This window comes from Streptococcus mitis, assembly GCF_965111735.1.
GTDB classification, from domain to species: Bacteria; Bacillota; Bacilli; order Lactobacillales; family Streptococcaceae; genus Streptococcus; species Streptococcus mitis_DR.
In genome coordinates this window covers 1,859,498-1,883,207 of sequence record NZ_OZ217346.1, presented here as the reverse complement: position 1 = coordinate 1,883,207, position 23,710 = coordinate 1,859,498, and the positions used below count along the sequence as shown (strand labels likewise).

Genomic DNA, 23,710 nt, shown 5'->3' with positions numbered 1-23,710 from the left:
TTGATATCTGTCAAACACTGTTTTCTATCTACTATTCTTCAGTTACAAATTGACTAAGCAGTCCGTTGATAAAGCGGGCTGATTTTTGATCTGAAAAATTCTTAGCGAGTTCAATAGCTTCATTGACTGCTACCAGCTGAGGTGTATCAAATGATGTGATTTCAAAGATTCCTAAGCGTAGTAAGTTTTTTTCGACCAAGGTCAAGCGTTCAACTGTCCAGCCTGACTTGAGGTGCTGGTTGATTTGTTTATCCAACTCGTCTTTTTGAGCTTGAACACCAGAAACCAAGTTCAAAAGAAAGGCAGGGATTTGCACATCTTCATCTTCACGGTCATGTGTGTAGGCAAAGCGACAAGCTGTTTCCATATCTGTGTCAAATTCAAGGCTCATGAGAGCTTGAAAAGCGCATTTACGAAGTTCACGTCTAGATTCTAATAATGGACTAGTCATTGAGGAAGTCCTCGTTAAATAGATCTTTCAACTCAGGTTTTGGTGTTTTATCTGGAACGATTCCTGCAACATGGATGTTGACAGCAGCAAGTTCCACATCAGCCATATCACGGACAGCATCTTTGACTGCTTTTTGAATAGCAAGAGCAACTTTTGGTACTTTCACACCGTACTCAAGATAGAGATAAATGTCAGCAGTTAGCTCTTCGTTGCTTTCTTTTAAGTAGACACCACGACCAAGAGAAAGTTTTGATAGGGTATCAGATACGGATTTATTTGAAAATGAGTGGACACCATCAACTTTAGCAGTTGCGATGGCAATGATTTTTTCAAGTACACGTGGAGCGATAACGATTTCGCCAAATTGTTCTTCAATTCCCATAGAATGACCTCTTTCTAGAGATTAGGCACGAGAAACGTAAGTTCCTTCTGCAGTGTTGATGATCAATTTTTGTCCAGCTTCGATGAAGTCAGGAACGTTGACAACAAGTCCAGTTTCCATAGTCGCTGGTTTACCAGAACCTGTAACAGTAGCACCTTTGATAGATGGTTGTGTTTCAGCAACTGTCAATTCAACAGTAGTTGGTACAGTTACACCGATTACTTCAGTTCCGTAGAATTGGATTTTCACATCAGAGTTTTCAAGGATGTAAAGCAATTCATTTTCAACGTTTACGACTGGAATTTCGTATTGGTCGTAAGTTTCAGTGTTCATGAAGTAGGCAGTTTCATCCATTTTGTACAAGTATTGAGCTGGCACAGTTTCGATAATAGCTTGTTCGAATTTTTCTTCTGGGCGGTAGCTTGTGTCAAATGTAGAACCAGTACGGACATCACGCAATTTCATACGCATGATTGTGTTTCCTTTACCTGGTTTGTGGTGGCTAGCTTCTAAAACGCGGATCAATTTTCCGTCTGCAGTTTCAAATGTCATACCAGCTTTCAATTTGCTTGCTTCAATCATGTTTTTACCTCTTTAATAAATATTATTACTCTTCATTTTACCATAAAATTTTCTGGAAATAAAGCCAAAATAGTTATTGGGAGATGGTAGAGGAGAAAAAACCAACCTCAAGGCTGGTTTCTTTTATATATTAATCTTCTTTCAACTTTGCCAATTCCTGGGCAAGCAGCTTAAGGGCGACTTGTGGGTTGGCTTGGCCTTTGGTTGCTTTCATGAGGAAGCCTGTGAAGGCCTTGTCTGCGTTACGTTTGCCTGACTTGAAGTCGGCAACTGCGGCTTTGTTATCCGCAAAGACTTGGTGGATGATTGGAATCAGGACAGCTGGGTCTGAGATTTGCACCATGCCTGCTTTTTCCACATATTCACGCGCGCCACCGCCATTTTTAGCCAGGTGGACAAAGACTTTCTTGGCAATCTTAGAAGAAATAGTGCCGTCTTCGATGATGGCAATCATTTCAACCAAGTTTTCTGGTGTCAATTCGATTTGTTCAAGTGTCTTGCCTTCAGCATTCAAGAACTGAGCAACCTCACCTTGGAGCCAGTTAGAAACTTGTTTGGCATCGCCACCGAGGGCAACAGCTTTCTCAAAGAAGTCAGAAGTGACTTTATTAGCAGTCAACTGGCTAGCATCGTAGTCTGACAAGCCAAGGTCAGATACATAACGCGCACGGCGTTCTTTTGGAAACTCTGGCAATTCAGTACGCATTTCCTCAATCCACTCGTCTGAGATTTCAAAGAGAGGTAGGTCAGGTTCTGGGAAGTAGCGGTAGTCTGCAGCACCTTCTTTGACACGCATGAGGATGGTGGCTTTGTTAGCTTCGTCGTAACGACGTGTTTCTTGGCGAATTTGACCACCTGAGCGAAGAATTTCAGCCTGGCGTTGAACTTCGTATTCAAGACCCTTGCGAACGTTTGAGAAGGAGTTGAGGTTCTTCAACTCAGTCTTGGTACCGAATTTCTCTTGGCCATAAGGACGAAGGGAAATGTTGGCATCCACACGCATCGAACCTTCTTCCATCTTAACGTCAGAAATACCAGCGTACTGGATAACTTCCTTGAGGGCAGTCAGATAAGCATAGGCTTCTTCAGGAGAACGCATGTCAGCTTCAGATACAATCTCAATCAATGGCACCCCTTGGCGGTTGAGGTCAACATAAGAGTAGCCATCTGTACCGTGGGTGTTTTTACCAGCGTCTTCTTCTAGGTGAGCACGTTCGATACCGATTTTCTTGGTCGTACCGTCTTCAAGCTCAACTTCAATCCAACCGTTGTAGCCGATTGGTTCATCAAACTGAGAAATTTGGTAGGCTTTTGGGTTATCAGGATAGAAGTAGTTCTTGCGGTCAAAGTGCATCTTTTTGTGGATGTCCATGTTGAGGGCAAGAGCAGCCTTGATACCAGCATCGACAACACCTTTATTGAGAACTGGCAGAACTCCTGGGAAAGACCAGTCAATCACGTTGGTATTGGCATTTTGGTCATTTCCGAAGTGGGCAGAAGTAGGTGAGAAGATTTTTGAATTGGTGTTGAGCTCTACGTGGACTTCAAGTCCGATGACTGTTTCAAAGTTCATTAGTTATCACCTCCAAAAATCACGGGTTGTTGTTTGTGGTAGTCTGTTGTTGCTTCAAAAGCAGCAGCAACTTGATAAATGGTTTCCTCAGAGTACTTAGGACCAATCAATTGCAGACCGACAGGTAGACCTTGAGAGAATCCAGCAGGAATCGAAATTCCAGGCAGTCCTGCCAAGTTTACAGGTATAGTCAAGAGGTCAGCCAAGTACATAGCAACTGGGTCATGGTTGAGTGAGTCCAAGTCATAGGCAACACTTGGTGCAGTTGGACCAAGGATTAGATCATAATCTGCAAATACTTTTTCAAAATCTTGGATGATGAGGGTACGAACTTGCCCAGCTTTCTTGTAGTAGGCATCGTAGTAACCTGATGAAAGACTGAATGTACCAAGCATGATACGGCGTTTAACCTCTTCACCAAAACCTTGGCTACGGCTGTTTACATAGATTTCATCAAGGTTGGTTGCATCTTCTGCACGATAGCCGTAACGGATACCGTCAAAACGTTGCAGGTTTGAGGAAGCTTCTGATGAAGCGATGATGTAGTAAACGGCAACACCGTATTTAGAGTGAGGAAGGCTGACTTCTTCAACGATAGCACCAAGTTTCTCAAAGTGCTTAGCAGCATTAAGAATGGTTTCCTTAACCTCTGGGTCAATCCCTTCACCAAGGTATTCCTTAGGCAAAGCGATTTTCATACCCTTGATGTCTTGGTCGATTTTTGAAGTAAAGTCGGCAATTCGGACAGGAGCAGAAGTAGAGTCTTTGGCATCTTCGCTGGCAATAGCGTTGAGCAAGAGAGCATTTTCCTTAACAGTAGGAGCAAAAGGTCCGATTTGGTCTAATGAGCTACCAAAGGCAATGAGACCGAAACGTGAAACTGTTCCGTAGGTTGGTTTGAGACCAACAATCCCGTTAAAGGCAGCAGGTTGGCGGATAGACCCACCAGTATCAGAACCAAGTGACAAGCGGACTTGTCCTGAGGCTACAGCTGCGGCAGAACCACTTGATGAACCACCAGGAACCTTGCTGTGGTCCCAAGCGTTTTTAGTTGCTCCGTAGTGGGAAGTCTCACCTGAACCACCCATGGCAAATTCGTCCATGTTAGTTTTCCCGACGACAATCATACCCTTAGCTTTAGCATTGGAAATGGCTGTCGCATCAAAAATAGGCTCATAGTTGTAGAGCATTTTTGAAGCAGCAGTTGTGAGAATACCATCAGTAGAGATGTTATCCTTAACTGCAAGTGGAATTCCTGAGAGGACATTATCAGCATCGATTCCTGCTTCATCAATAGCTTTAGCTTGCGCAAGGGCTTGCTCTTCAGCGATGGTAACAAAAGCGTTAATAGCTGTCTCGCGAGACTTGATATCTTCAAGCGTAGCTTGGGTTAATTCTGTTGCTGAAATTTCCTTAGAAACAAGGAGATTGTGCAAGTCTTCAATGGTTTTATTGTTAAAAGTCATTAGGCATCTCCTCCATCGTCTAGGATAGCTGGTACCTTGATATAGTAGTTGTCTTTTTCAGGTACGTTTTTAAACAAGCGATCGCGATCTGTTCCTTCTTCGGCCACATCAGGGCGGAGTACGGTCTTACGGTCAGCCATAGTCGTAGTAGGTGCGACACCGGTTGTATCAACTTCGCCCAGCAATTCAACCATGTCAACAATCTTAGACAAGGTAGTCGCAAAGGCAGCAGTTTCTTCTTCAGAGAATTTTAATTTTGAAAGATTGGCAACGTGTGTTACCTCTTCTTGCGTAATTTTCATCTTGCATCCTTTCGTGAAATGATGATTTTTAGTCTGTTCTATTTTACCATATTTTCCTATAAATAAGGGAGGGGGAAGTGAAAAGAAATAGAAATTGAAAAAAATGGCAAAATCCGATATAATGGAGTGTTGAAAGGAATGGTAAAATCCAATGTAGAAATCATTCTTAGCTATTGGAACAAGAAAAATAGAGAATCAAAGAAAGAGAACTTATGAATATTCAAGAAGAAATTAAGAAACGTCGTACCTTTGCCATCATCTCCCATCCGGACGCGGGGAAAACAACCATCACTGAGCAGTTGCTCTACTTTGGGGGCGAGATTCGTGAGGCTGGTACCGTAAAAGGAAAGAAAACAGGGACTTTTGCCAAGTCTGACTGGATGGATATCGAGAAGCAACGTGGGATTTCGGTGACTTCATCTGTGATGCAGTTTGACTATGATGGCAAGCGTGTGAATATCCTCGACACGCCAGGGCATGAGGACTTTTCAGAAGATACCTATCGTACCTTGATGGCGGTGGATGCTGCAGTTATGGTTGTGGATTCTGCCAAGGGTATCGAGGCCCAAACCAAGAAATTGTTTGAAGTTGTCAAACACCGTGGAATTCCGGTCTTTACCTTTATGAATAAGCTGGACCGTGACGGTCGTGAGCCACTGGACCTCTTGCAAGAATTGGAAGAAGTCTTGGGCATTGCTAGCTATCCGATGAACTGGCCTATTGGGATGGGGAAAGCCTTCGAAGGGCTCTATGACCTCTATAACCAACGCTTGGAGCTCTACAAAGGGGATGAGCGTTTTGCCAGTCTAGAAGACGGGGACAAACTCTTTGGTAGCAATCCTTTCTACGAGCAAGTCAAGGATGATATTGAACTTTTAAATGAAGCTGGGAATGAGTTTTCAGAGGAAGCTATTCTGGCTGGAGAATTGACACCTGTCTTCTTCGGTTCAGCTTTGACAAACTTTGGTGTGCAGACCTTCCTTGAAACCTTCCTTAAGTTTGCTCCGGAACCTCATGGTCATAAGAAAACAGATGGTGAAATTGTGGATCCTTATGATAAAGATTTCTCAGGATTTGTCTTTAAAATCCAAGCCAATATGGACCCTCGTCACCGTGACCGTATTGCCTTTGTACGTATCGTATCGGGTGAATTTGAACGTGGTATGAGTGTCAACCTGCCTCGTACTGGTAAGGGTGCTAAACTTTCGAATGTTACTCAGTTTATGGCGGAAAGTCGTGAGAATGTGACCAATGCCGTGGCAGGTGATATTATCGGGGTTTACGATACAGGTACATATCAAGTTGGGGATACCTTGACAGTTGGGAAAAACAAGTTTGAATTTGAACCACTGCCAACCTTTACACCTGAGATTTTCATGAAAGTTTCTGCTAAGAATGTCATGAAGCAGAAATCCTTCCACAAGGGGATTGAGCAATTGGTGCAAGAAGGTGCCATTCAGCTTTATAAGAATTACCAAACAGGCGAGTATATGCTAGGCGCTGTAGGTCAACTCCAGTTTGAAGTCTTTAAACACCGCATGGAAGGCGAGTACAATGCGGAAGTAGTCATGAGCCCAATGGGTAAAAAGACCGTTCGTTGGATCAAGCCCGAGGACTTGGATGAACGGATGTCATCAAGCCGAAATATCTTGGCCAAAGACCGTTTCGATCAGCCAGTCTTCCTCTTTGAAAATGACTTTGCCCTCCGCTGGTTTGCGGACAAGTATCCAGATGTAGAGTTAGAGGAGAAGATGTAAATCGTTACAAATGACTAGCAACATAAAGTTGCTGTCATTTGACGGTAACCGCTATGGCGGCTTACCTAAACGCTTCACTAGGAAAAATCCACGAATGGTATTTATTCGTAAAACTTTACGTCGTAACTGGTAGTGAGCGGTCTAGCTAACTGCCTTACTAACTACGTTTTGCAAATAGAATCGATTTGCCAAACTCCGTGTTGTATCGTTAAAATCTCTAACTGCTGTGGATGTCATGATTCACAGCTTTTGAGTCTGGGACAAAAGTCTAACCTTAAATATAAAAAGCGAACAAAATAAGTTATCTGACACTTAGAATTCTATTTTGTTCGCTTTTTTGTCTAATCTATCGATTTTAAAAATTTATAATAAAGAATTCCTAAAATCAAAATCTTTTTGTTCCAAACTCAATTAATAATATCAATAAAAGAGGGGAATGATTGTCTTAATTTCCTCTATTATAGTTTTATTTTTATAGTATGAATTTAAAAGAAGGGAATGTTAAAACAGGTTTGAATTTTTGGAGGGGTTCCTATCATAGAGAAGGTCTTTCCATATGTAAATAGATTTGAAGCCTCGTATTTTTTTTTGAAAAAAACAATATAATATCTTGACTATCGTTTGCGCTTGGAGTATACTATTAAAGTATGATTAGAATTGGGTGGATTGTCCACTTGATTATGTAACGAAAGGGTAGAATATGTTTTTTAGACGTCAGAAAGGTGAGTATAGAGAAACCGATCGAGTGACGCGGTATAAGTTAATCAAATCAGGAAAACATTGGTTGCGAGCTTCAACCTCTCTTTTTGGTTTGTTCAAGGTCTTGCGTGGCGGTGTAGATACGACTCAAGTCATGACAGAAGTAGTAGAAGATAAAGTGAATCCTTCTATTACAGGTTTGGATATCATAAAAGGTCTTGCGGCTACTGGGGCTGTTTTAGGTGGTGCTGTGGCTACTCAAACAAAAGTGTTTGCAAATGAAACAGTAGCTGTGGAAAAAACACTAGAAAACCCCGATCTTTTGGTCACAAATGATACAGTAGTTTTGGGTACGACATCAGTAAGTAATTCAGAGAATTCTGCTAGCTTGTCTACTTCTTTGAGCGAAAGCACTTCGATGTCAGAATCTGTATCTAAGAGTTCGTCAGCCAGTGCTTCGATGAGTACTTCTGCAAGTGTCTCAGCAAGTACTTCTAATAGTGCTTCTACAAGTGCATCTGTCAGCAACTCTACTAGTATTAGTCAATCAACAGGTGAGCCGGGTAGTTTCTCGTTGGTGGCTAGTCTATCGGGTGAACAGAACACTTCTGCGACAGCAACTGACCGAGATGCTTCTGTATCAAAAGAATCAACTGGCCTTAAAATTGATTCTGCTCTACTAAAGGCAACTGAAATTGATGGGAAGGTTAGTGCGAGTGCTGCTCAATCAACTTCTACCACGACTAGTATTGTAGGAGTTACTGCTGGCGCTATCGCAACAGCGGAAGTTTCAGCTAAGCAACAGGACGAAAATCGTAAGAAGTTGACAAAACTTTCAGCTGAGATGGGTGAGTACCTAGCTAAAGCTGTTGGCTTACCAAATACTGACTCAGCTATCACTAAGGTCAACTCTGCGGTAACTGAAATTGAAAAAGCCTTGGCTGACCCGACTAGTGATTTAACAGCAGTGGTGCAAAAAGCAACCGTAGCTCGTAATTCCATTGCCAATGCTGTTTTGAGAGCCCATTCAGGTGCGCGTGATGCACGAAATGGGAAACCGATGTTGCGCGATGCTTCTCTTCGAGCAAGTTGGGCTCCTCAGCAGGGCGATGGCCGTATGAATGTAAGTAGTCCAACTGCTACTTTTGATAAGGCTACTGGTATCGCTACTTACACTATGAATGTCCATGCTGATAGTGCTTTGAGTCATGTCGGTGTAAAAATCGAAGTCGGTAAAGGTGGACATGTCCAAAGTGCGACCTTTAACGGTAGTTCAATGGAAAAAACATATGCACATGGTTCAGAGGCAGGTTTTAGTTATCGTCATGACCAAAACCGGAATTTAGAGGGACAAGTTGTAGTAAGAGTTAAATACGATAATAATGTTCCGACTGCAACTGCCAATATGCAGGTTCAAGTAAGTTCTGCTCCTATTTATGAAAATACTCCAGGGAATGGTTCGGCAGTTCAATCGGCAAGTGTTCCAACGGGCTATAGACAGCAGACGACCAATACGAATACTAACACAACATTCCGTTTTAATGTTACTGCCTATAAAGAAGTTTTTAATGGTGATGTTGTTGGAGATAACGTAGGTTTAGAAGGAGTAAATACTAATTCAGGCCGCGTTAAGTATATGAACATCGAGAATCGTGATGTAATTCCTGGGGTGAGATATCTAGGTCCTAACAATAATGAACGATTAGACAGACCAGCTGTAACTGCTCGATTGGAGGGAACGGTTGGTGGAAACAATGCTTCAGCTGAAGTTGGAAAAACATATGTTTATCGTTTTGTAGGAACTAATTATTCTGGTGCCCAAGCTGCTGCTAATGTAGGCTACTATATCAAAGGTTTCAACGAACGTCATGATATCCAAAGTGGCGATACTGTTCAGGTTTCTGATTTGGACCATTTGACACCAGACGAAGTTAAGGAAGTTTATAATAATTTTGTTAGAAAACAATCGAATTTAACTGATTTATCCAAAAATGGAGATCTTGCTCCAAATATTGCTGAGGCAAGTCAAACGACTAATCCAGATGGTAGTTTTACGCTGTCTTACCCTGGCACCAAATCTAAAATTGACGTTGCAACAGATGGTACCATCACGGTTACTTATCGTGACGGTTCTACAAGTGTCATCAATGCTTCTTTAGAGAAGGAAAAAATACCTCCAGTAATAACCGTTACTGCGACCCGTAATGGTAAACCTCTAGCTGCAGAAACAGGAGGTATAGCAGGAGATAAATATTACTATTACTATGCAGGTGATGATATCGGTTTTGAAATGAAAGCCGTAGATAATAAGGGAAAACTGAGGGAGTTTAAACTTGTAGCACAGGCTGATGGTTATAGACCAGCGTCAGAAATGGCTCAAAACATCTTTGGAGATAATAGTTACGGGACTGGGACAGCTACTTCTCTATCAGATCCAAATGGGAATCTCGTTGCGACTGAGTCTAATCCGGCAGTCATAACTGCAACTGGGCATATGAAAGATGATTTGACTTATGCTCCTAAAAATGAATGGCGTCGTAATGCAGTAGCAACAGATAAAGCAGGGAATGTTACGATTCCGGGAGACAACAGTACAGGGAACTTCTTTATCAAGCAACGTCCTTTGAATGAGCGTTACAAGCATGAACCAGAATTTACAATTAAAAACCCTGAGTTTACGCCTGTAGTAAATAAGAATAGCCTGACGGAGCTTGAGAAGAAAGCGGTTAAGGCTGCTATTTATGCTAAAAACAATCAAGAGACCTTCAGAATCAAGGATATTGAAGTTCAAGACAATGGTACAGCAAAAATAGTCTATAAGGACGGAACGAAGAGTGATGACATTCCACAGTCAGTAACAGTCAACGAACGTCCTAAGTTAGTCATTCCTTACGACAATCCGGCAACGAAAGAAATCTATCTTTATCGTAATGAACCAGTCAATATTACTCTAAAAGCGACGGATGACTCTGGAAAACTCAATTCATTGAAGTTTACTAGACCTGATGGGACCAGTGATGGAACTGGTAGTGGAACTGCTAATGATTACGGTGGTTTCACTGGGGTAACACGTTCTAATACCATCACTTCTACGACAAACCAAGATAATGCTACGATTACCTTGACAGGTACTCTAAATAAAAGTTTGCAAAAAGGGGCATTTACTGAACGTAAACTCGTAACTACGGATAACCAGAATACATCAAATAGTACTGATAATAACGAAGGTTACATCAAGTTTGTTGTTAAGGATCAAACGGATAAGTATAATGCGGTTTCTAAAGTAGACACTATTTATACCTATGCGGGTGAAACAGCAGCAGACTTGGGAAATGCAGCTAACTTTGTTCAACTTGAAGGTGGGAAATCTCTGCCTGCAGGAGCGACGGTTAAATGGACAAATACGATTGACAATTCGACTACTGGGACAAAGAGTGCTGTTGCGCGTGTTACTTATTCGGATGGTTCAACCGATGATGTGACGGTCAACTATAAGGTCTTGGCTACGATTGCCCCTAAAGGACCTGTGAATGATATTCAAGGTACAGCTCCTCATAATGGTAACTTATGGCATGATTATGTCAACAAGCAAGGAGACGGTGATTACCCAAGTGGAGCTAGTCAAACTTGGAGAAAAAATGGCCAGGCTGTAGCAAATTCACCGATTAGTACAGCAGAAACAGGTCGACACAATTACCAAGTCACCTTTACTTATCCTGTTGGTCGTACTGGTGCAGGTGATACTACTAAACTAAGTAAAACTGTTGATGTTGTTCATGATGTTTATAAATTTGGATCAGATCGTTCTTACGTTTTCACACAAAACAAGACGGATGAAGCTGGTTATAAACAAGCTGTAGCAAATCCTAAAGAAGCGGTTACGAGATTAGCAGGAAATCCAGACTTTAACGCAACAAACACTAATTACAAGTGGGTTGGTGGTGCGCCGTCACTTACGGAAGTTGGAACTTTTACCAAACAAGTGGAGGTAGAGTTACCTGCAGACTCAACAGGTGTCAGAGTTAAACAAAATGTCCCTGTTACTGTGAGAGTAAATCCACAAGCGCCAGTTATCTCAGTAGGTTCTACTAATGAAACGGGTGGTTTGCCAAACCGTTCGATCGTTGTTACGAATGTAACGCCTGGAGCACTCGTTACGTTGACATTGGCAGGCCATACATTTACTAAGACTGCTAAAGACAATGAAACAAGTGTGACATTTGAACCTACTGACCTGAAAAAAGCTTACGACGGCAATAACGGTCTTCTTCCGATAGGTGATGTAACAGCTAAATCTACAGTTGCTGGTCTTGATTCAGAAGTAACGACAAGTTCGATTACTCGTGAACGTGTGAAACCAACAATTACTTATACTGTAACGGTAAATGGTCAAGAGCCTAAGAGAGATGGCAATGGTCGCTATTTGTTCTATGCTGGAGATAAAATCCAGATTACTTATACAGGTAAAGATAACAGTGGTAAATTAGTTACCTTAAAGGTTTCTGGTAATAGAAAAGATTTGACAGATTTCTTCGAAAACAGACCTGAGTGGGGAACTGGTCCTATCACAAATATTATCAATACTTTAACCAATGATGACCAGACCACATTTACTATTAATGCGGTTGCTAATAAAGATCTTGCATGGAAATCAGGGAATACCTGGGGACGTTGGCTCACTGCTACAGATCCTAATGACAACACTGTTGATGTAGGAGAAATTCGAATTCAGCAAGATCAGTTGCAAAACTTGTTTAAGAAGCCTGCTATTAATCTGACAGAAGTTAAGGATAAAAATCACTTAACAGAAACTGATAAGGAAAACGTTCGTGAAGAAATAAGAAAAGCTCATGATAAAGTGACTCCAAACGGTCGGGATCGTATTTCTAGCATTGACGTAAGTGAGAATGGTGTTGCAACAGTTTATTATAAAGATAATGCTAAAGTAACATCTGGTAGTCAACCGTATGCACCAACGGTCTATGGTCAAGATGAAACTGTTTCAGACAAGAAATATCGTTCTGAGTCAGCTTCGGCAAGCACCTCAGCAAGTACGTCCGCTTCAATAAGCGCAAGTACGTCGGCCTCAACCAGCGCAAGTACCTCAGCAAGTACATCGGTTTCAACAAGCGCCAGTACGTCAGCCTCAACAAGTGCAAGTACGTCAGCAAGTACATCGGCTTCAACAAGCGCAAGTACGTCAGCAAGTACATCGGCTTCAACAAGCGCAAGTACCTCAGCAAGCACGTCAGCCTCAACAAGTGCAAGTACATCAGCAAGTACATCGGCTTCAACAAGTGCAAGTACTTCAGCTAGCACTTCAGCTTCAACAAGTGCAAGTACATCAGCCTCAACAAGTGCAAGTACCTCAGCAAGTACATCAGCTTCAACCAGCGCAAGCACATCAGCAAGTACGTCAGCTTCAACAAGTGCAAGCACATCAGCAAGTACGTCGGCTTCGACAAGTGCAAGTACATCGGCTTCAACAAGTGCAAGTACGTCAGCAAGTACATCGGCTTCAACAAGCGCAAGTACATCAGCAAGTACATCGGCTTCAACAAGCGCAAGTACATCAGCAAGTACATCGGCTTCAACAAGCGCAAGTACTTCAGCAAGTACGTCAGCCTCAACAAGTGCAAGCACTTCAGCTTCGACAAGTGCAAGTACATCAGCAAGCACATCAGCTTCAACCAGCGCAAGTACATCAGCAAGTACATCGGCCTCAACGAGCGCAAGTACATCAGCAAGCACATCGGCCTCAACAAGCGCAAGTACATCTGCAAGTACATCTGTTGTAACAAGTAAGGGAATGCCAGAAAGCTTGTCACTTGATAGCTTAGATATTGATAGTATTATTACATCGGATTCAATTAGTACATCGGTATCACAATCACTATCATTGTCAACAAGCATTAGTCAATCAATGCCTCATTCTACTTCAACAAGTGCAAGCGGCTCAACATCAATGCCTCATTCGGCATCAACAAGCGCAAGTGCTTCAACATCAACGATTCATTCGACTTCAGCTAGTCAAGCTCCTCAAACTGAAACCACTAAGACACGTAAGCAATTACCAAATACTGGTGAAACTTCATCAATCTCATCTGCTCTCCTCGGAGCAGTGGCTGGTCTAACAGGGTTAGGTTTAGTAGCGAAACGCCGTAAAAATGATAATGAAGAATAAAGCGTATTGGTAGATAGTTGAGAATTGGCTAATCAGTCAGGAAAAACTCCAAGAGTTGAAAAAACTTTTGGAGTTTTTCTATCTGCCAACTGTATTGGGCTGATGGGAAAGTTACAACATGGAGAGGAGTAAGATAGTTATTCTTTTATATTAGAAATGTTGAAAGTTATAGTTACAAAGTTATTACAATGCCCCTAAAGAAATAGTATCCTTACTTATCTTAAAAAGTTAAGAAAAAGTCATAATAGAATCAGTATTTGGAAATTTTTATTCGTTTTAAAAGTTAGTGGTTATCTATGTAATTCTTTATGAAATAGTGTAAAAATGGTATAATGTATAAAGGAAATTTCTAAAAAGTCTCATTTTTAGAGTAGTTAATCATAAATAAGTTAGGGACTCAGGATAAGGGAGTATAATTGGAAGATTTAATTAGTGTAGTTATACCTGTGTATAATGTAGAAAATTATCTGGAAGAATGCATTCGAAGTGTTTTGAATCAGACTTATAAGAATCTAGATGTAGTTCTGGTAAATGATGGTTCTACAGATACTTCGGGGGAAATATGTGATCGATTTTCTGAATTGGATAGCCGGATTCGTGTGTTTCATACTGAAAATAAAGGTGCAGCCTTAGCTAAAAACTTCGGTGTCGCTCAAGCACTCGGGGAGTATGTCCTTTTTGTAGATTCAGATGATATTGCTGAAAATAGAATGGTCGAAACTTTGCACAAACAAGTGGAAGAGACTGGAGCGGATATTGTAATTGGCAATTATTTTATTTATGATGAGAATGATTGCCAGTGTAAATTCTATGTTCTTGAAAGAGATTTTTGCATTGAGGAATTATCAGCTCAAGAATTAATTAATCGCCAAGCAGGATATTGGCATTTAAATGCTTCAGCTTTTATTATGCCCATGTTTAAACTGTTCAAAAAAGACTTGCTATTGCAAGTTCCATTCACTAATGGTCGGCGTTTTGATGATGAAGCAACGATTCATAGATTGTTTATAAAAAGTCAGAAAACAATTTTTGTAAATGATAATCTTTATATCTATCGTGTTAGACAAGGCAGTATTATGACTTCGCAATTTGATATATCTTGGGTACAGGATATTTTGCAAGTATTTAGTTTAAAACTTGCGGATCTTATTCTTGCTGGTATTGATACTAGTGTTATGAGGACTCGTTTTGTGAATATTCTAAATGAATATAAATACTTATGTGAAACTTATAATCTTACAGATACTGATGAGTATAGAGAAATTTTGTTTAGATTAGATTTGTATAAGGGATAAGGAAGTAGCTATTGAAGTTACCTAGGATTGTCGTAGAAAAATTGAAGCTATATTGTACCATTTGTGAGTAAAAAGGGGGAAAATAAATTTGGATGTTCCGATTAACTTTCAGGGGAATTATCACCATATTGAAATATCCGAGGGAGCTTGCCTTCAGATTGCTCAGGGGGTAACCATGCGATCTTTTACAAGTTTAGAAGTTTTCATGGGGGCAATTTTATCAATTGAAGAGGGAGTCTTTTTTAATGATCATTGTTCAATTCGGTGTACGGAAAAAATCACCATTGGACGTGATACTATGTTTGGGGATGGAGTCCGAATTTTTGATTCAAATCATAAGTTTAACAACTATCATGTGTTTAAAACTGCAATGAGTAGTGCACCGATTCACATTGGACGAGATTGTTGGATAGGAGCCAATACAGTTATTCTTAGAGGAGTTACTATAGGTGATAATGTTGTTATCGGGGCGAACTGTCTGATTTATCAAGATATTCCAAGTAATTCTATTGTGACTCATAGTGAACAATTAAAGATTACATCTAAAAATATTGCAAAATTTCATGCTTTTGTTTATACTTACTCAGATCAGTTGGAAGGCTTGGAGTATTTACTGATTAGTTTACCTGAAGTTGATTTTCATGTTGCAGCACCAACGAATGTATCAGACTATTTAAGGAGTTTTGAACGATTTAAGAATTTTCAACTGTATGAGTATTGTCAATCACGAGAAGTTTCAGATCGCATTTTAGAAATGGCTGATTTCTACCTAGATATTAACCATTGGAATGAGGTTGATGATATTATCGGACGTGCTTTAGAAAGAGGAAAACCAATATTTGCCTTTGAAAATGTAGTTCATAGGAAAAATGAAGAGATACATGTATTCAGTTTGAAAGATGAAGATAAAATGGTTGCAACAATTCGTCATCAGTTAAAGGTAGATAGGAATGGAGAATAGATAATGCAGTATAATGTTGCTAAACAAAAAAAAGCCATAGTACTTGGGGCTGATGGCAATTATATGGATAAGGTGGAAACGACGATAAAGTCAGTCTGTAGTCATAATAGGGATATAAAATTTTATATCTTCAACAGTGATTTTCCTACAGAGTGGTTTCAATTGATGAATAAAAGACTATCTGTTTTAAATTCGGAGATTGTAAATATAAAAATTACAGATGATACAATCAATCATTTTAATCTTCCTACACCACATCTCAGTTCTGCAGCCTATCTTAGATATTTTATTCCTAATTTTGTTAATGAAAAGAGAGTTCTCTATCTTGATAGTGATATTGTGGTAACATCCTGTTTAACATTATTATTTGAAAAATCCTTAGATGGTTCTCCACTTGGAGCTGTTCCTGATTTACCCAATACTTATGATGGATTTAATTCAGGAGTTCTTGTTATTGATACGGATATGTGGCGTGAGGAGAATATTTCAAAAAAACTCATTGATTTGACCGTAGAACACCACGAACATGTTTATGGGGATCAAGAAATTTTAAATATGTTTTTTAAAGATAGATGGAAGCGATTTGATGTAACTTTTAACCTACAGGTTGGTGCCGATGCCCATCGATATTATATGGGAGATTATGATTGGTACGAATTATTTGAAGGTATTCCGTGTATTATTCACTATACTACAGAGAATAAACCGTGGAAACATTTTCGATTTAATCGTTTTCGAGATATCTGGTGGTTTTACTATGGTTTAAATTGGAATGATATTTTATTACGAACTCATGTTTTGAAAGAAACATTTGTAGAATTGATTTCACCACCATTGCAACATGCTAGTATTTTTACGAATACAGGAGATCTTGAGGGGATCAGTTATCTACTAGAAAAATTACCAGATGTCCAATTTCATATTGTAGCACCAACATATTTTTCGCCAAATATTATTGAATTACAAAGCTATTTAAATTGTTACATTTATCCATGTGCTGATCCTAAAATGAAGCAGGATATCATAGACAAAACAGATATTTGCTTAGATATTAATTATGGGCCAGCTATGGATCAGGTGTTACAGGAAATGGTTAGACGAGGAAAGACAATTTATTCATTTGATTGCACCAATCATTTTTTCAATGGGGAAAGCACAGTTTTTACAGTAAATGAAATAGATGAATTGATTAGAAAAATACAAAAACTAGGAGATAAGAATGCCTCAAAAAGTGATTGCTCTTGGAGCTGATGTCCATTACCTTGACAAGGTAGAAACCGTGATAAAGTCGGTTTCGGTTCATAACCACGATGTGAAATTTTATGTGTTTAATGATGATCTACCTAGTGAGTGGTTTTTATTGATGAGAAATCGTTTAAAGGTTATTGGTTCTGAGATTGTCAATGTTAAAAAGACAGAGCATAATCTCCATGATTTTCATTTACCTAATAATATTATATCCTATGCGGCATATTTTAGATATTTCATAGCAGACGAAGTGTCAGAAGATAGGGTTTTATACCTGGATTCGGACATGATTGTCCATGATAAACTGGATGACTTATTCTCCCTAGATTTACAGGGTTATGCAATTGCAGCCGTTCAAGATCATGATATGAATGGTTTGGTATCAACTTTTAACTCAGGTATGTTATTAATTGATATTAAAAAATGGCGGGAAAATAATTCGACAAAAAGATTATTGGAGTTGACTGCCCAACACCATGAACATGTTTATGGAGATCAAGGTATTCTTAACATGTATTTTGGTGATCAGTGGTTGCATTTGGATAAAGAGTATAATTTTATGGTTGGTTTAGATCAATTTTTACATTTAAATGGAAATAGCGAATGGTATAATTCTTCTTATTATGGTCATCGTGTTCCAAAGGTTATCCATTATACTACAGAATATAAACCTTGGACTCATTTGACCTTAACACGTTTTCGTAAGTTATGGTGGTTTTATTATGGATTGAATTGGAACGATGTATTGTTGAATGTAGATATTACTAAACGATCCTTTAATGAACTAGTAGGAGCTCCCTTGTACAATACTTGTATTTTTACAAATAGTGCAGCTATGGAATCATTGGTGTATCTCTTGTCTGAACTGCCAGAAGTACATTTTACTGTTTTGGCACATACAAATTTCGCTCCCTTCGTCGTTGATTTGCAATCTTATTTAAATTTGTCACTTTTCCCTAATTTTAATCGTTTTAATCTGAAGGAAACCTTGGATAAGATGGATTTTTACCTAGATATCAATCATGAAGGGGAGATTGCCAATATTATCGAAGAAGTTCATAAACGAAATAAGCCAATTTTTACTTTTGATAACACTAGTCATGATTCAAGTGGAAGAAGTCATATTTTTTCATCATCGGAACCGGAGAAGATGGTAGAAGCTATTAAAAAATATTGCGCACGATTAAGTAATTAAAAGGATTTATATGAAGGCAATTGTACTTGCTGGGGATAAACATTATCTTACCCCAATACTCACAACAATAAAGTCTATTTTGTATTATAATCAAAATGTTAAGATTTATATTCTACATCAGAATATCCCTAGCGATTGGTTCCATGAACTCAAGGTTCAAGTAGAAATGCTAGGAAGTATAGTAGAGGATATTTATATCGGTGATGTGATTAATCCTGAATGGAAAACACAAGCACACATCTCACCCATTGCTTACGCTCGATACTTAATTCCACGGTTGACTACAGAAGATAGAGTAGTCTATTTAGATAGTGACATCATTGTACATGGAGATTTGAGTCCGCTCTTTGACTTGGATTTGGGAGACTACTCTTTAGCGGCAGTAAGGGATGTTGATGGTAATGGATTTAATTCAGGGATGCTGGTCATTGATTGTCAAAAGTGGAGAGAAAAAGATGTTACTTCCTTGTTGTTTGATAAGACAGTGGAGTACATGTCTTACCTTAATCAGAATACTACAGAGGACTTCAATGGGGATCAAACCATTTTTAATTTAGTCTTCCAGAATCATTGGCTAGAGTTGGATAAGCATTTTAATCTTCAAGTTGGGCATGATGTCATCGCATTCTATAGTCATTGGGATTCACATTTTGAATTGGATCAAGAACCATTGATTATCCATTATACGACCTATAGAAAACCATGGTCCACACTGATGGGCTATCGCTATCGGGATTTATGGTGGGCTTTTCGAGACGTTAGTTTCGATCAAATTGCGGACCATTACGCAGGATGTTTTACTATCAAAAGAGTTTATGACCTTCACAATGTCAATCTATTTACATTTACAGATTCACAGGATGTTCTTTATATTGATGAACTAGCCCAAGCTTTGCCTGATGTTGGGTTCCATATTGGTGCCTATACAGACATGGGTGATATTCTTCTAGCTTTAGAAAAATATCCAAATGTGTACTTGTATCCTAGTATGGTAGGGGTGGTGATTGATGAAATGATTGAGAAGTCAGATGCCTATTTGGATATTCATACGGGAAGTCCTATGGAATTCATTGTCAATCGTTATATTAGTGCAAGCAGACCAGTATTGACTTTTGATATAACCAATAAAAACCAATTGGAAAAAACAGTAGTTTCCTCTCAATCTCCACAGTCAATGATAGAAACTATTGAAGAGTTAAAGAAAGATAAAATGGCCATGAGGGCAATTGTTTTAGGAGCTAATTACCAATATGCAGATAAGGTGCTAACTACAATCAAATCAATCTGCTGTCATAATCAAGGACTTCGTTTTTATCTGATTAACAGCGATTTTCCGACAGAATGGTTTTATAATCTCAATCGTAAGTTGAAGAAGCTAGACTGTGAAATTGTTAATGCCCGTGTCAATAGTTCTCATATAAGTCAATATAAGACCAATATTCACTATGCAACATTTTTACGTTATTTTATTTCGGATTTTGTTGAGGAAGATAAGGTCTTATATCTAGACTGTGATTTGGTTGTCACAAGAGACTTAAGTCCTCTGTTTGATTTCGACTTGGGAGACTATCCATTGGCGGCAGTCAAGGATCTGGGGGCTCAAGTATATTTTAATGAGCATGGCTTCAATGCAGGTGTTTTGTTAATCAATAATCGCCTTTGGAAACAAGAAGAGGTTCGCAAACAACTGATTGAAATGACCAATGAATTACATGACAAAGTTGCCCAAGATGATCAAAGTATTTTGAATATCTTATTTAAAGACCGCTGGTTAGCTTTAGACTTTAAATATAACTGTATTACCTTGCACACACATTTCTCGGATTATCGACCAGAGCTTGGAACTTATCCACCGATTATCCATTACCTGACGGAGAGAAAACCTTGGGGACTTTACGAGCGCTCCATTTATCGTGATGTTTGGTGGTATTATAATGCCCAAGATTGGTCGGATATGAGTCAGCCAACTCCTTGTCTTACCAAAAGTCAGGTGAGTCAATACACAGGAGTTCAACATTCAGCTTTTATTTATACATTCTCATGTGATTTGAAAAATATAGTATATTTAATTGAAAATTTGCCAAATATAAAGTTTTATATAGCTGCTCCTGTTACGGTGGCAGATAGTATTACAGCTTTGCTGGCGTATCCAAATGTTTCAGTTTTATCTGATATAGCAGGACAACCAGCTTTGGTTGATAGTATGATTGAAGGCTGTGATATCTTACTAGATATAAATGCTGATGTTGAAGTTGATGGCATTATTGGACGTTTTCAACAAGCAGGAAAACCAGTATTTGCTTTTGAAAGTGTAGCCCATGGTGAGCAAGGTCAGTTCCTCTATGACCAAGGGCGTCCTGAAGAGATGGTTCGATTTATTGAAGCCTACTGTCAAAATGGAGAGTTGCCTGTAAAAAAGCTGCAATCCTATCCAAAGGTACTGGATATCCAGCAGAGTCTTGATTATATATTGGAACACCATTCTTCCGTTATTCGTTATGGGGATGGAGAAATGGATATTATGATGGGCCATGGGATTCCTTATCAAGACTATGATGAGACATTGGCGGAACAGCTTAGAAGAATGATCCAACTAGAAAGCTCTCCTGAATTGCTGGTTTGTCTTTCTGATGTTTTTGAAGTTTTGGAACGCTACAATCCCGAAGCTGTCAACTTTTGGAAAAAGCATTTAGAAAATTATAAAGAAGCCTATCATAGATTGTGCACAGCACCTTTCTATGGTTCGACTTTTATATCTCGTCCTTATATAGACCTCAAAGATAAGTCTGCTTCGGTAGCTCACTTTGAAAAATTAAAGAAACTTTGGAATAAACGAGATATCTTAATTGTCGAAGGTGAAAACTCTCGTTCAGGAGTTGGAAATGATCTTTTTGACAATGCTCAGTCAGTTGAGCGTATTGTCTGCCCTTCTAGAAATGCCTATAGTAAAGTTCAGGACATTCAAGAAGCGATTGAAAAGCATGTGGCTGGTAAATTAGTATTCTTGATGCTTGGGCCTACAGCCAAGGTTTTAGCTTATCACTTAAGCAAAAAAGGCATACAAGCAATTGATCTAGGTCACATTGATTCCGAATATGAGTGGTTTAAGATGGGAGCAACTTCAAAAGTGAAATTCTCACATAAGCATACCGCAGAGCATAATTTTGATCAAGAAATTCAACTGCTTGATGATGAAGTTTATAATGCACAAGTTGTTGTAAGGATTTAAACAAGAAAATGAAAATTAACATTACAAATATTTATGGCATGTCTGGTCAAAGTACAGCCCTAATCGCCCAGAATGAAACCGTTAAAATTGCAAGAAAGTTAGACTTTCACGAACTTGGCTTTTACTTTTACGATATTTATAGTGATAGTCAAGGTGAGTTGAATAGCCGTTTAGATGGTGTTTTAGCTAAGCTCGGTTATGGAGATATCGTCGTCTATCAATCTCCCACATGGAATGGCAGGGAGTATGATCAGGCCTTTATCAGAAAATGTAAGATTTTAAATGCTAAAATAATCACCTTTATACATGACGTACCCCCACTTATGTTTCCATCCAATTATTACTTGATGCCGGAGTATATTGAAATGTATAACCAATCGGATTTAGTAGTTGTTCCGTCAGAAAAAATGAAGGAACGTCTGATTAAGGAAGGGTTGACAGTTCAAAAAATTATTATCCAAGGAATGTGGGATCATGTTCATGACTATCCTTTGAGACGACCAGATTTTCAGAAAAAACTATATTTTGCGGGTAGTGTGGAGCGCTTTGAACACTTATCTAACTGGGCTTATTCAATTCCTCTCGATATTTTTTCCGAGTCTAATCAAGAGAATCTTAACCCAAGAGTTTCATTTAAAGGTTGGAAAACAGATACAGAGTTGCTTCTTGCTTTGTCAGAGGGAGGCTTTGGCTTAGTATGGGGAACCAGTGAAAATCCAACTGATGAGGAAGATTACTATCGATTGAATATCTCTCATAAAGTTAGTACTTATCTTGCTGCAGGGATTCCAGTAGTAGTGCCATCCTATCTCTCAAATGCTAGTTTCATACAAGAAAAAGGCTTAGGTTATGTAGTGAACAGTTTGGAAGAAGCAAATCGTCTTGTAGAGTACACGACAGCAGAAGCTTATCAACACATGGTTGAAAATGTATATAAAGTTAGTTATATCTTAAAAGAAGGATACTTTACAAAGAAATTATTGATTGCTGCAGTGATGCAGGTTTTAGATATCTAGAATAGGGTAGTTATGAATACCCCTCATCCATTAGGATGAGGGAATGACAGTAGTGGCAAACAGTCAATTTATAGATTTAGCTATATTCATCAGAATATTTCATCACTCGAATAAGGTAGGAGAAAAAAATTGAAGATAAAATTGACATCAGTCGTCGTGAAACGTGTTATGTGGACGATTTCTTTCTTGTTTATTTATGTTCTAGGAAGTAGATTGACTCTTCCGTTTATAAACGTTAATGATGCAAATTTTTTGGGTGGAACTGTAGCTTTTTTAGCTTTTTCTACTGCTATAACAGGTGGCAATCTTCAAAGCATCTCCCTATTTTCAGTCGGACTGTCTCCATGGATGTCGGCTATGATTTTATGGCAAATGTTTAGTATGTCTAAGAAGCTTGGTTTTGGTAGCTTACCACTTGAAGTTCAAGAACGAAGAAAAATGATATTAACATTTGTCATAGCTTTAATCCAGGCATTAGCCATTACCATAAATCTCCCTATTCAGTCGGGGGAGCATTATGGAATGGTCTTGATTTTGAATGTTCTGCTCTTGATTGCGGGCACTTTTTTCTTGGTCTGGTTATCGGATCTCAATTCTCAGTTTGGTGTCGGGGGTTCTATAGTTATCTTGATGTCCAGTATGGTAGCTAGTATGCCACAAAACATAGTCAAGAGTATAAAAGAATTACAGGTTAGTTTTTTATTTGTTGTACTATTACTTATGTTTTCTCTAGTTTTTCTATATACTGCTGTCATCATGCAGAGGGCACGCTATCGTATTTTAGTGAATAAGATTATGATTCACAATCGTTTTAAACGCTATTCTTATTTTGATATTCAGTTAAATCCTGCGGGAGGGATGCCTTTTATGTATGCCATGTCCTTGGTATCAATTCCGCAGTATGTTCTAATGTTACTCCAGATTATTTTTCCAAATGTTTCTTGGATACAGAACTGGATGGGCCAATTTGCAATTGGACGACCAATATGGCTATGTACATATATTCTGATATTGTTTGCATTGGGACTTGCTTTTTCTTTTGTCAATATGAGTGGAGAGGAAATAGCTGAAAAGATGAAAAAATCTGGAGAGTATATCTATAACATCTATCCAGGAGAAGCGACAAGTCGCTATATCAATTGGTTAATTTTGCGTTTTGCAATCATTGGTTCTACTTATACAGTTATTATGGCTGGCTTGCCAATGTTGATGGTTATATATGATCCGCGCTATATGCAACTAACGATGCTTTCAGGGTTATTCTTGATTTTTAACGGAATGGTGTTTAATATCAAAGAAGAGATTCATGCCTTGACGTTGAATGAGAACTATAGACCACTCTTAGAAATCAATTCATAATTGAGAGGAGA

At 38.9% G+C, this 23,710-nt stretch carries 15 protein-coding genes; 9 read left to right on the top strand and 6 right to left on the bottom strand.

All coding sequences use genetic code 11. The annotated features are described in order from the left end of the window. Window positions 1-31: 31 nt before the first annotated feature. The 6 genes from nusB to gatC all read right to left on the bottom strand — a co-directional run bounded on the left by nusB (window position 32) and on the right by gatC (window position 4,756). The gene (gene nusB, locus ACLV7W_RS09120) at window positions 32-451 is read right to left on the bottom strand and encodes a transcription antitermination factor NusB (RefSeq protein WP_004258448.1); all 420 of its coding nucleotides are present in this window, start codon (window positions 449-451) and stop codon (window positions 32-34) included. Continuing rightward, complete coding sequence (locus ACLV7W_RS09115) at window positions 444-833, bottom strand: Asp23/Gls24 family envelope stress response protein (RefSeq protein WP_000510575.1); 390 nt, start codon at window positions 831-833, stop codon at window positions 444-446. The genes nusB and ACLV7W_RS09115 overlap by 8 nt, the downstream gene beginning before the upstream one ends. A gap of 21 nt (window positions 834-854) precedes the next feature. Beyond that, complete coding sequence (gene efp / locus ACLV7W_RS09110) at window positions 855-1,415, bottom strand: elongation factor P (RefSeq protein ID WP_000568643.1); 561 nt, start codon at window positions 1,413-1,415, stop codon at window positions 855-857. Window positions 1,416-1,545: 130 nt separating this feature from the next. Continuing rightward, a complete protein-coding gene (gene gatB, locus ACLV7W_RS09105) occupies window positions 1,546-2,988 on the bottom strand; it encodes an Asp-tRNA(Asn)/Glu-tRNA(Gln) amidotransferase subunit GatB (protein WP_261077967.1) in 1,443 nt (480 codons plus the stop codon). Next, window positions 2,988-4,454 (bottom strand): Asp-tRNA(Asn)/Glu-tRNA(Gln) amidotransferase subunit GatA, encoded by a 1,467-nt coding sequence (gene gatA / locus ACLV7W_RS09100; protein WP_084925554.1) that lies wholly within the window; start codon window positions 4,452-4,454, stop codon window positions 2,988-2,990. Before gatA ends, gatB begins: the two co-directional genes overlap by 1 nt. After that, window positions 4,454-4,756 carry an Asp-tRNA(Asn)/Glu-tRNA(Gln) amidotransferase subunit GatC gene (gatC, locus tag ACLV7W_RS09095; RefSeq protein WP_000705411.1) on the bottom strand — a complete coding sequence of 101 codons (303 nt, stop codon included), beginning with the start codon at window positions 4,754-4,756 and terminating at the stop codon, window positions 4,454-4,456. Before gatC ends, gatA begins: the two co-directional genes overlap by 1 nt. A 212-nt stretch (window positions 4,757-4,968) precedes the next feature. Here gatC and ACLV7W_RS09090 point away from each other — a divergent pair, with 212 nt between their 5' ends. The 9 genes from ACLV7W_RS09090 to secY2 all read left to right on the top strand — a co-directional run bounded on the left by ACLV7W_RS09090 (window position 4,969) and on the right by secY2 (window position 23,699). Next, entirely contained in the window at window positions 4,969-6,513 is a 1,545-nt protein-coding gene (locus ACLV7W_RS09090; RefSeq protein WP_001025437.1) for a peptide chain release factor 3, read from the top strand. A gap of 700 nt (window positions 6,514-7,213) precedes the next feature. Continuing rightward, window positions 7,214-13,396 carry an accessory Sec-dependent serine-rich glycoprotein adhesin gene (locus ACLV7W_RS09085; protein ID WP_411865836.1) on the top strand — a complete coding sequence of 2,061 codons (6,183 nt, stop codon included), beginning with the start codon at window positions 7,214-7,216 and terminating at the stop codon, window positions 13,394-13,396. 416 nt (window positions 13,397-13,812) lie between these two features. Next, window positions 13,813-14,691 (top strand): glycosyltransferase family 2 protein, encoded by an 879-nt coding sequence (locus ACLV7W_RS09080; RefSeq protein WP_153209870.1) that lies wholly within the window; start codon window positions 13,813-13,815, stop codon window positions 14,689-14,691. A gap of 82 nt (window positions 14,692-14,773) precedes the next feature. Further along, entirely contained in the window at window positions 14,774-15,652 is an 879-nt protein-coding gene (locus tag ACLV7W_RS09075; protein ID WP_409349487.1) for an acyltransferase, read from the top strand. A gap of 3 nt (window positions 15,653-15,655) precedes the next feature. Then, window positions 15,656-16,903 carry a glycosyltransferase family 8 protein gene (locus ACLV7W_RS09070; RefSeq protein ID WP_153209871.1) on the top strand — a complete coding sequence of 416 codons (1,248 nt, stop codon included), beginning with the start codon at window positions 15,656-15,658 and terminating at the stop codon, window positions 16,901-16,903. After that, window positions 16,872-18,095, top strand: coding sequence for a glycosyltransferase family 8 protein (locus ACLV7W_RS09065; protein WP_153209872.1), 1,224 nt, complete (start codon window positions 16,872-16,874; stop codon window positions 18,093-18,095). The genes ACLV7W_RS09070 and ACLV7W_RS09065 overlap by 32 nt, the downstream gene beginning before the upstream one ends. Window positions 18,096-18,105: 10 nt before the next feature. Then, window positions 18,106-21,324, top strand: coding sequence for an SP_1767 family glycosyltransferase (locus ACLV7W_RS09060; protein WP_153209873.1), 3,219 nt, complete (start codon window positions 18,106-18,108; stop codon window positions 21,322-21,324). An 8-nt stretch (window positions 21,325-21,332) separates the two neighbouring features. Beyond that, complete coding sequence (locus ACLV7W_RS09055; protein WP_153209874.1) at window positions 21,333-22,340, top strand: sugar transferase; 1,008 nt, start codon at window positions 21,333-21,335, stop codon at window positions 22,338-22,340. A gap of 129 nt (window positions 22,341-22,469) precedes the next feature. Further along, on the top strand, window positions 22,470-23,699 hold the full coding sequence (gene secY2 / locus ACLV7W_RS09050) for an accessory Sec system protein translocase subunit SecY2 (protein WP_153209875.1): 1,230 nt from the start codon (window positions 22,470-22,472) through the stop codon (window positions 23,697-23,699). The last annotated feature ends 11 nt before the right edge of the window (window positions 23,700-23,710 follow it).

Excerpts from the sequence above, each read along its gene's own strand:
- nusB (WP_004258448.1), bottom strand. The coding sequence starts at position 451 with ATGACTAGTCCATTATTAGAATCTAGACGTGAACTTCGTAAATGCGCT.
- ACLV7W_RS09115 (WP_000510575.1), bottom strand. The coding sequence starts at position 833 with ATGGGAATTGAAGAACAATTTGGCGAAATCGTTATCGCTCCACGTGTA.
- efp (WP_000568643.1), bottom strand. The coding sequence starts at position 1,415 with ATGATTGAAGCAAGCAAATTGAAAGCTGGTATGACATTTGAAACTGCA.
- gatB (WP_261077967.1), bottom strand. The coding sequence starts at position 2,988 with ATGAACTTTGAAACAGTCATCGGACTTGAAGTCCACGTAGAGCTCAAC.
- gatA (WP_084925554.1), bottom strand. The coding sequence starts at position 4,454 with ATGACTTTTAACAATAAAACCATTGAAGACTTGCACAATCTCCTTGTT.
- gatC (WP_000705411.1), bottom strand. The coding sequence starts at position 4,756 with ATGAAAATTACGCAAGAAGAGGTAACACACGTTGCCAATCTTTCAAAA.
- ACLV7W_RS09090 (WP_001025437.1), top strand. The coding sequence starts at position 4,969 with ATGAATATTCAAGAAGAAATTAAGAAACGTCGTACCTTTGCCATCATC.
- ACLV7W_RS09085 (WP_411865836.1), top strand. The coding sequence starts at position 7,214 with ATGTTTTTTAGACGTCAGAAAGGTGAGTATAGAGAAACCGATCGAGTG.
- ACLV7W_RS09070 (WP_153209871.1), top strand. The coding sequence starts at position 15,656 with ATGCAGTATAATGTTGCTAAACAAAAAAAAGCCATAGTACTTGGGGCT.
- ACLV7W_RS09065 (WP_153209872.1), top strand. The coding sequence starts at position 16,872 with ATGCCTCAAAAAGTGATTGCTCTTGGAGCTGATGTCCATTACCTTGAC.
- ACLV7W_RS09060 (WP_153209873.1), top strand. The coding sequence starts at position 18,106 with ATGAAGGCAATTGTACTTGCTGGGGATAAACATTATCTTACCCCAATA.
- ACLV7W_RS09055 (WP_153209874.1), top strand. The coding sequence starts at position 21,333 with ATGAAAATTAACATTACAAATATTTATGGCATGTCTGGTCAAAGTACA.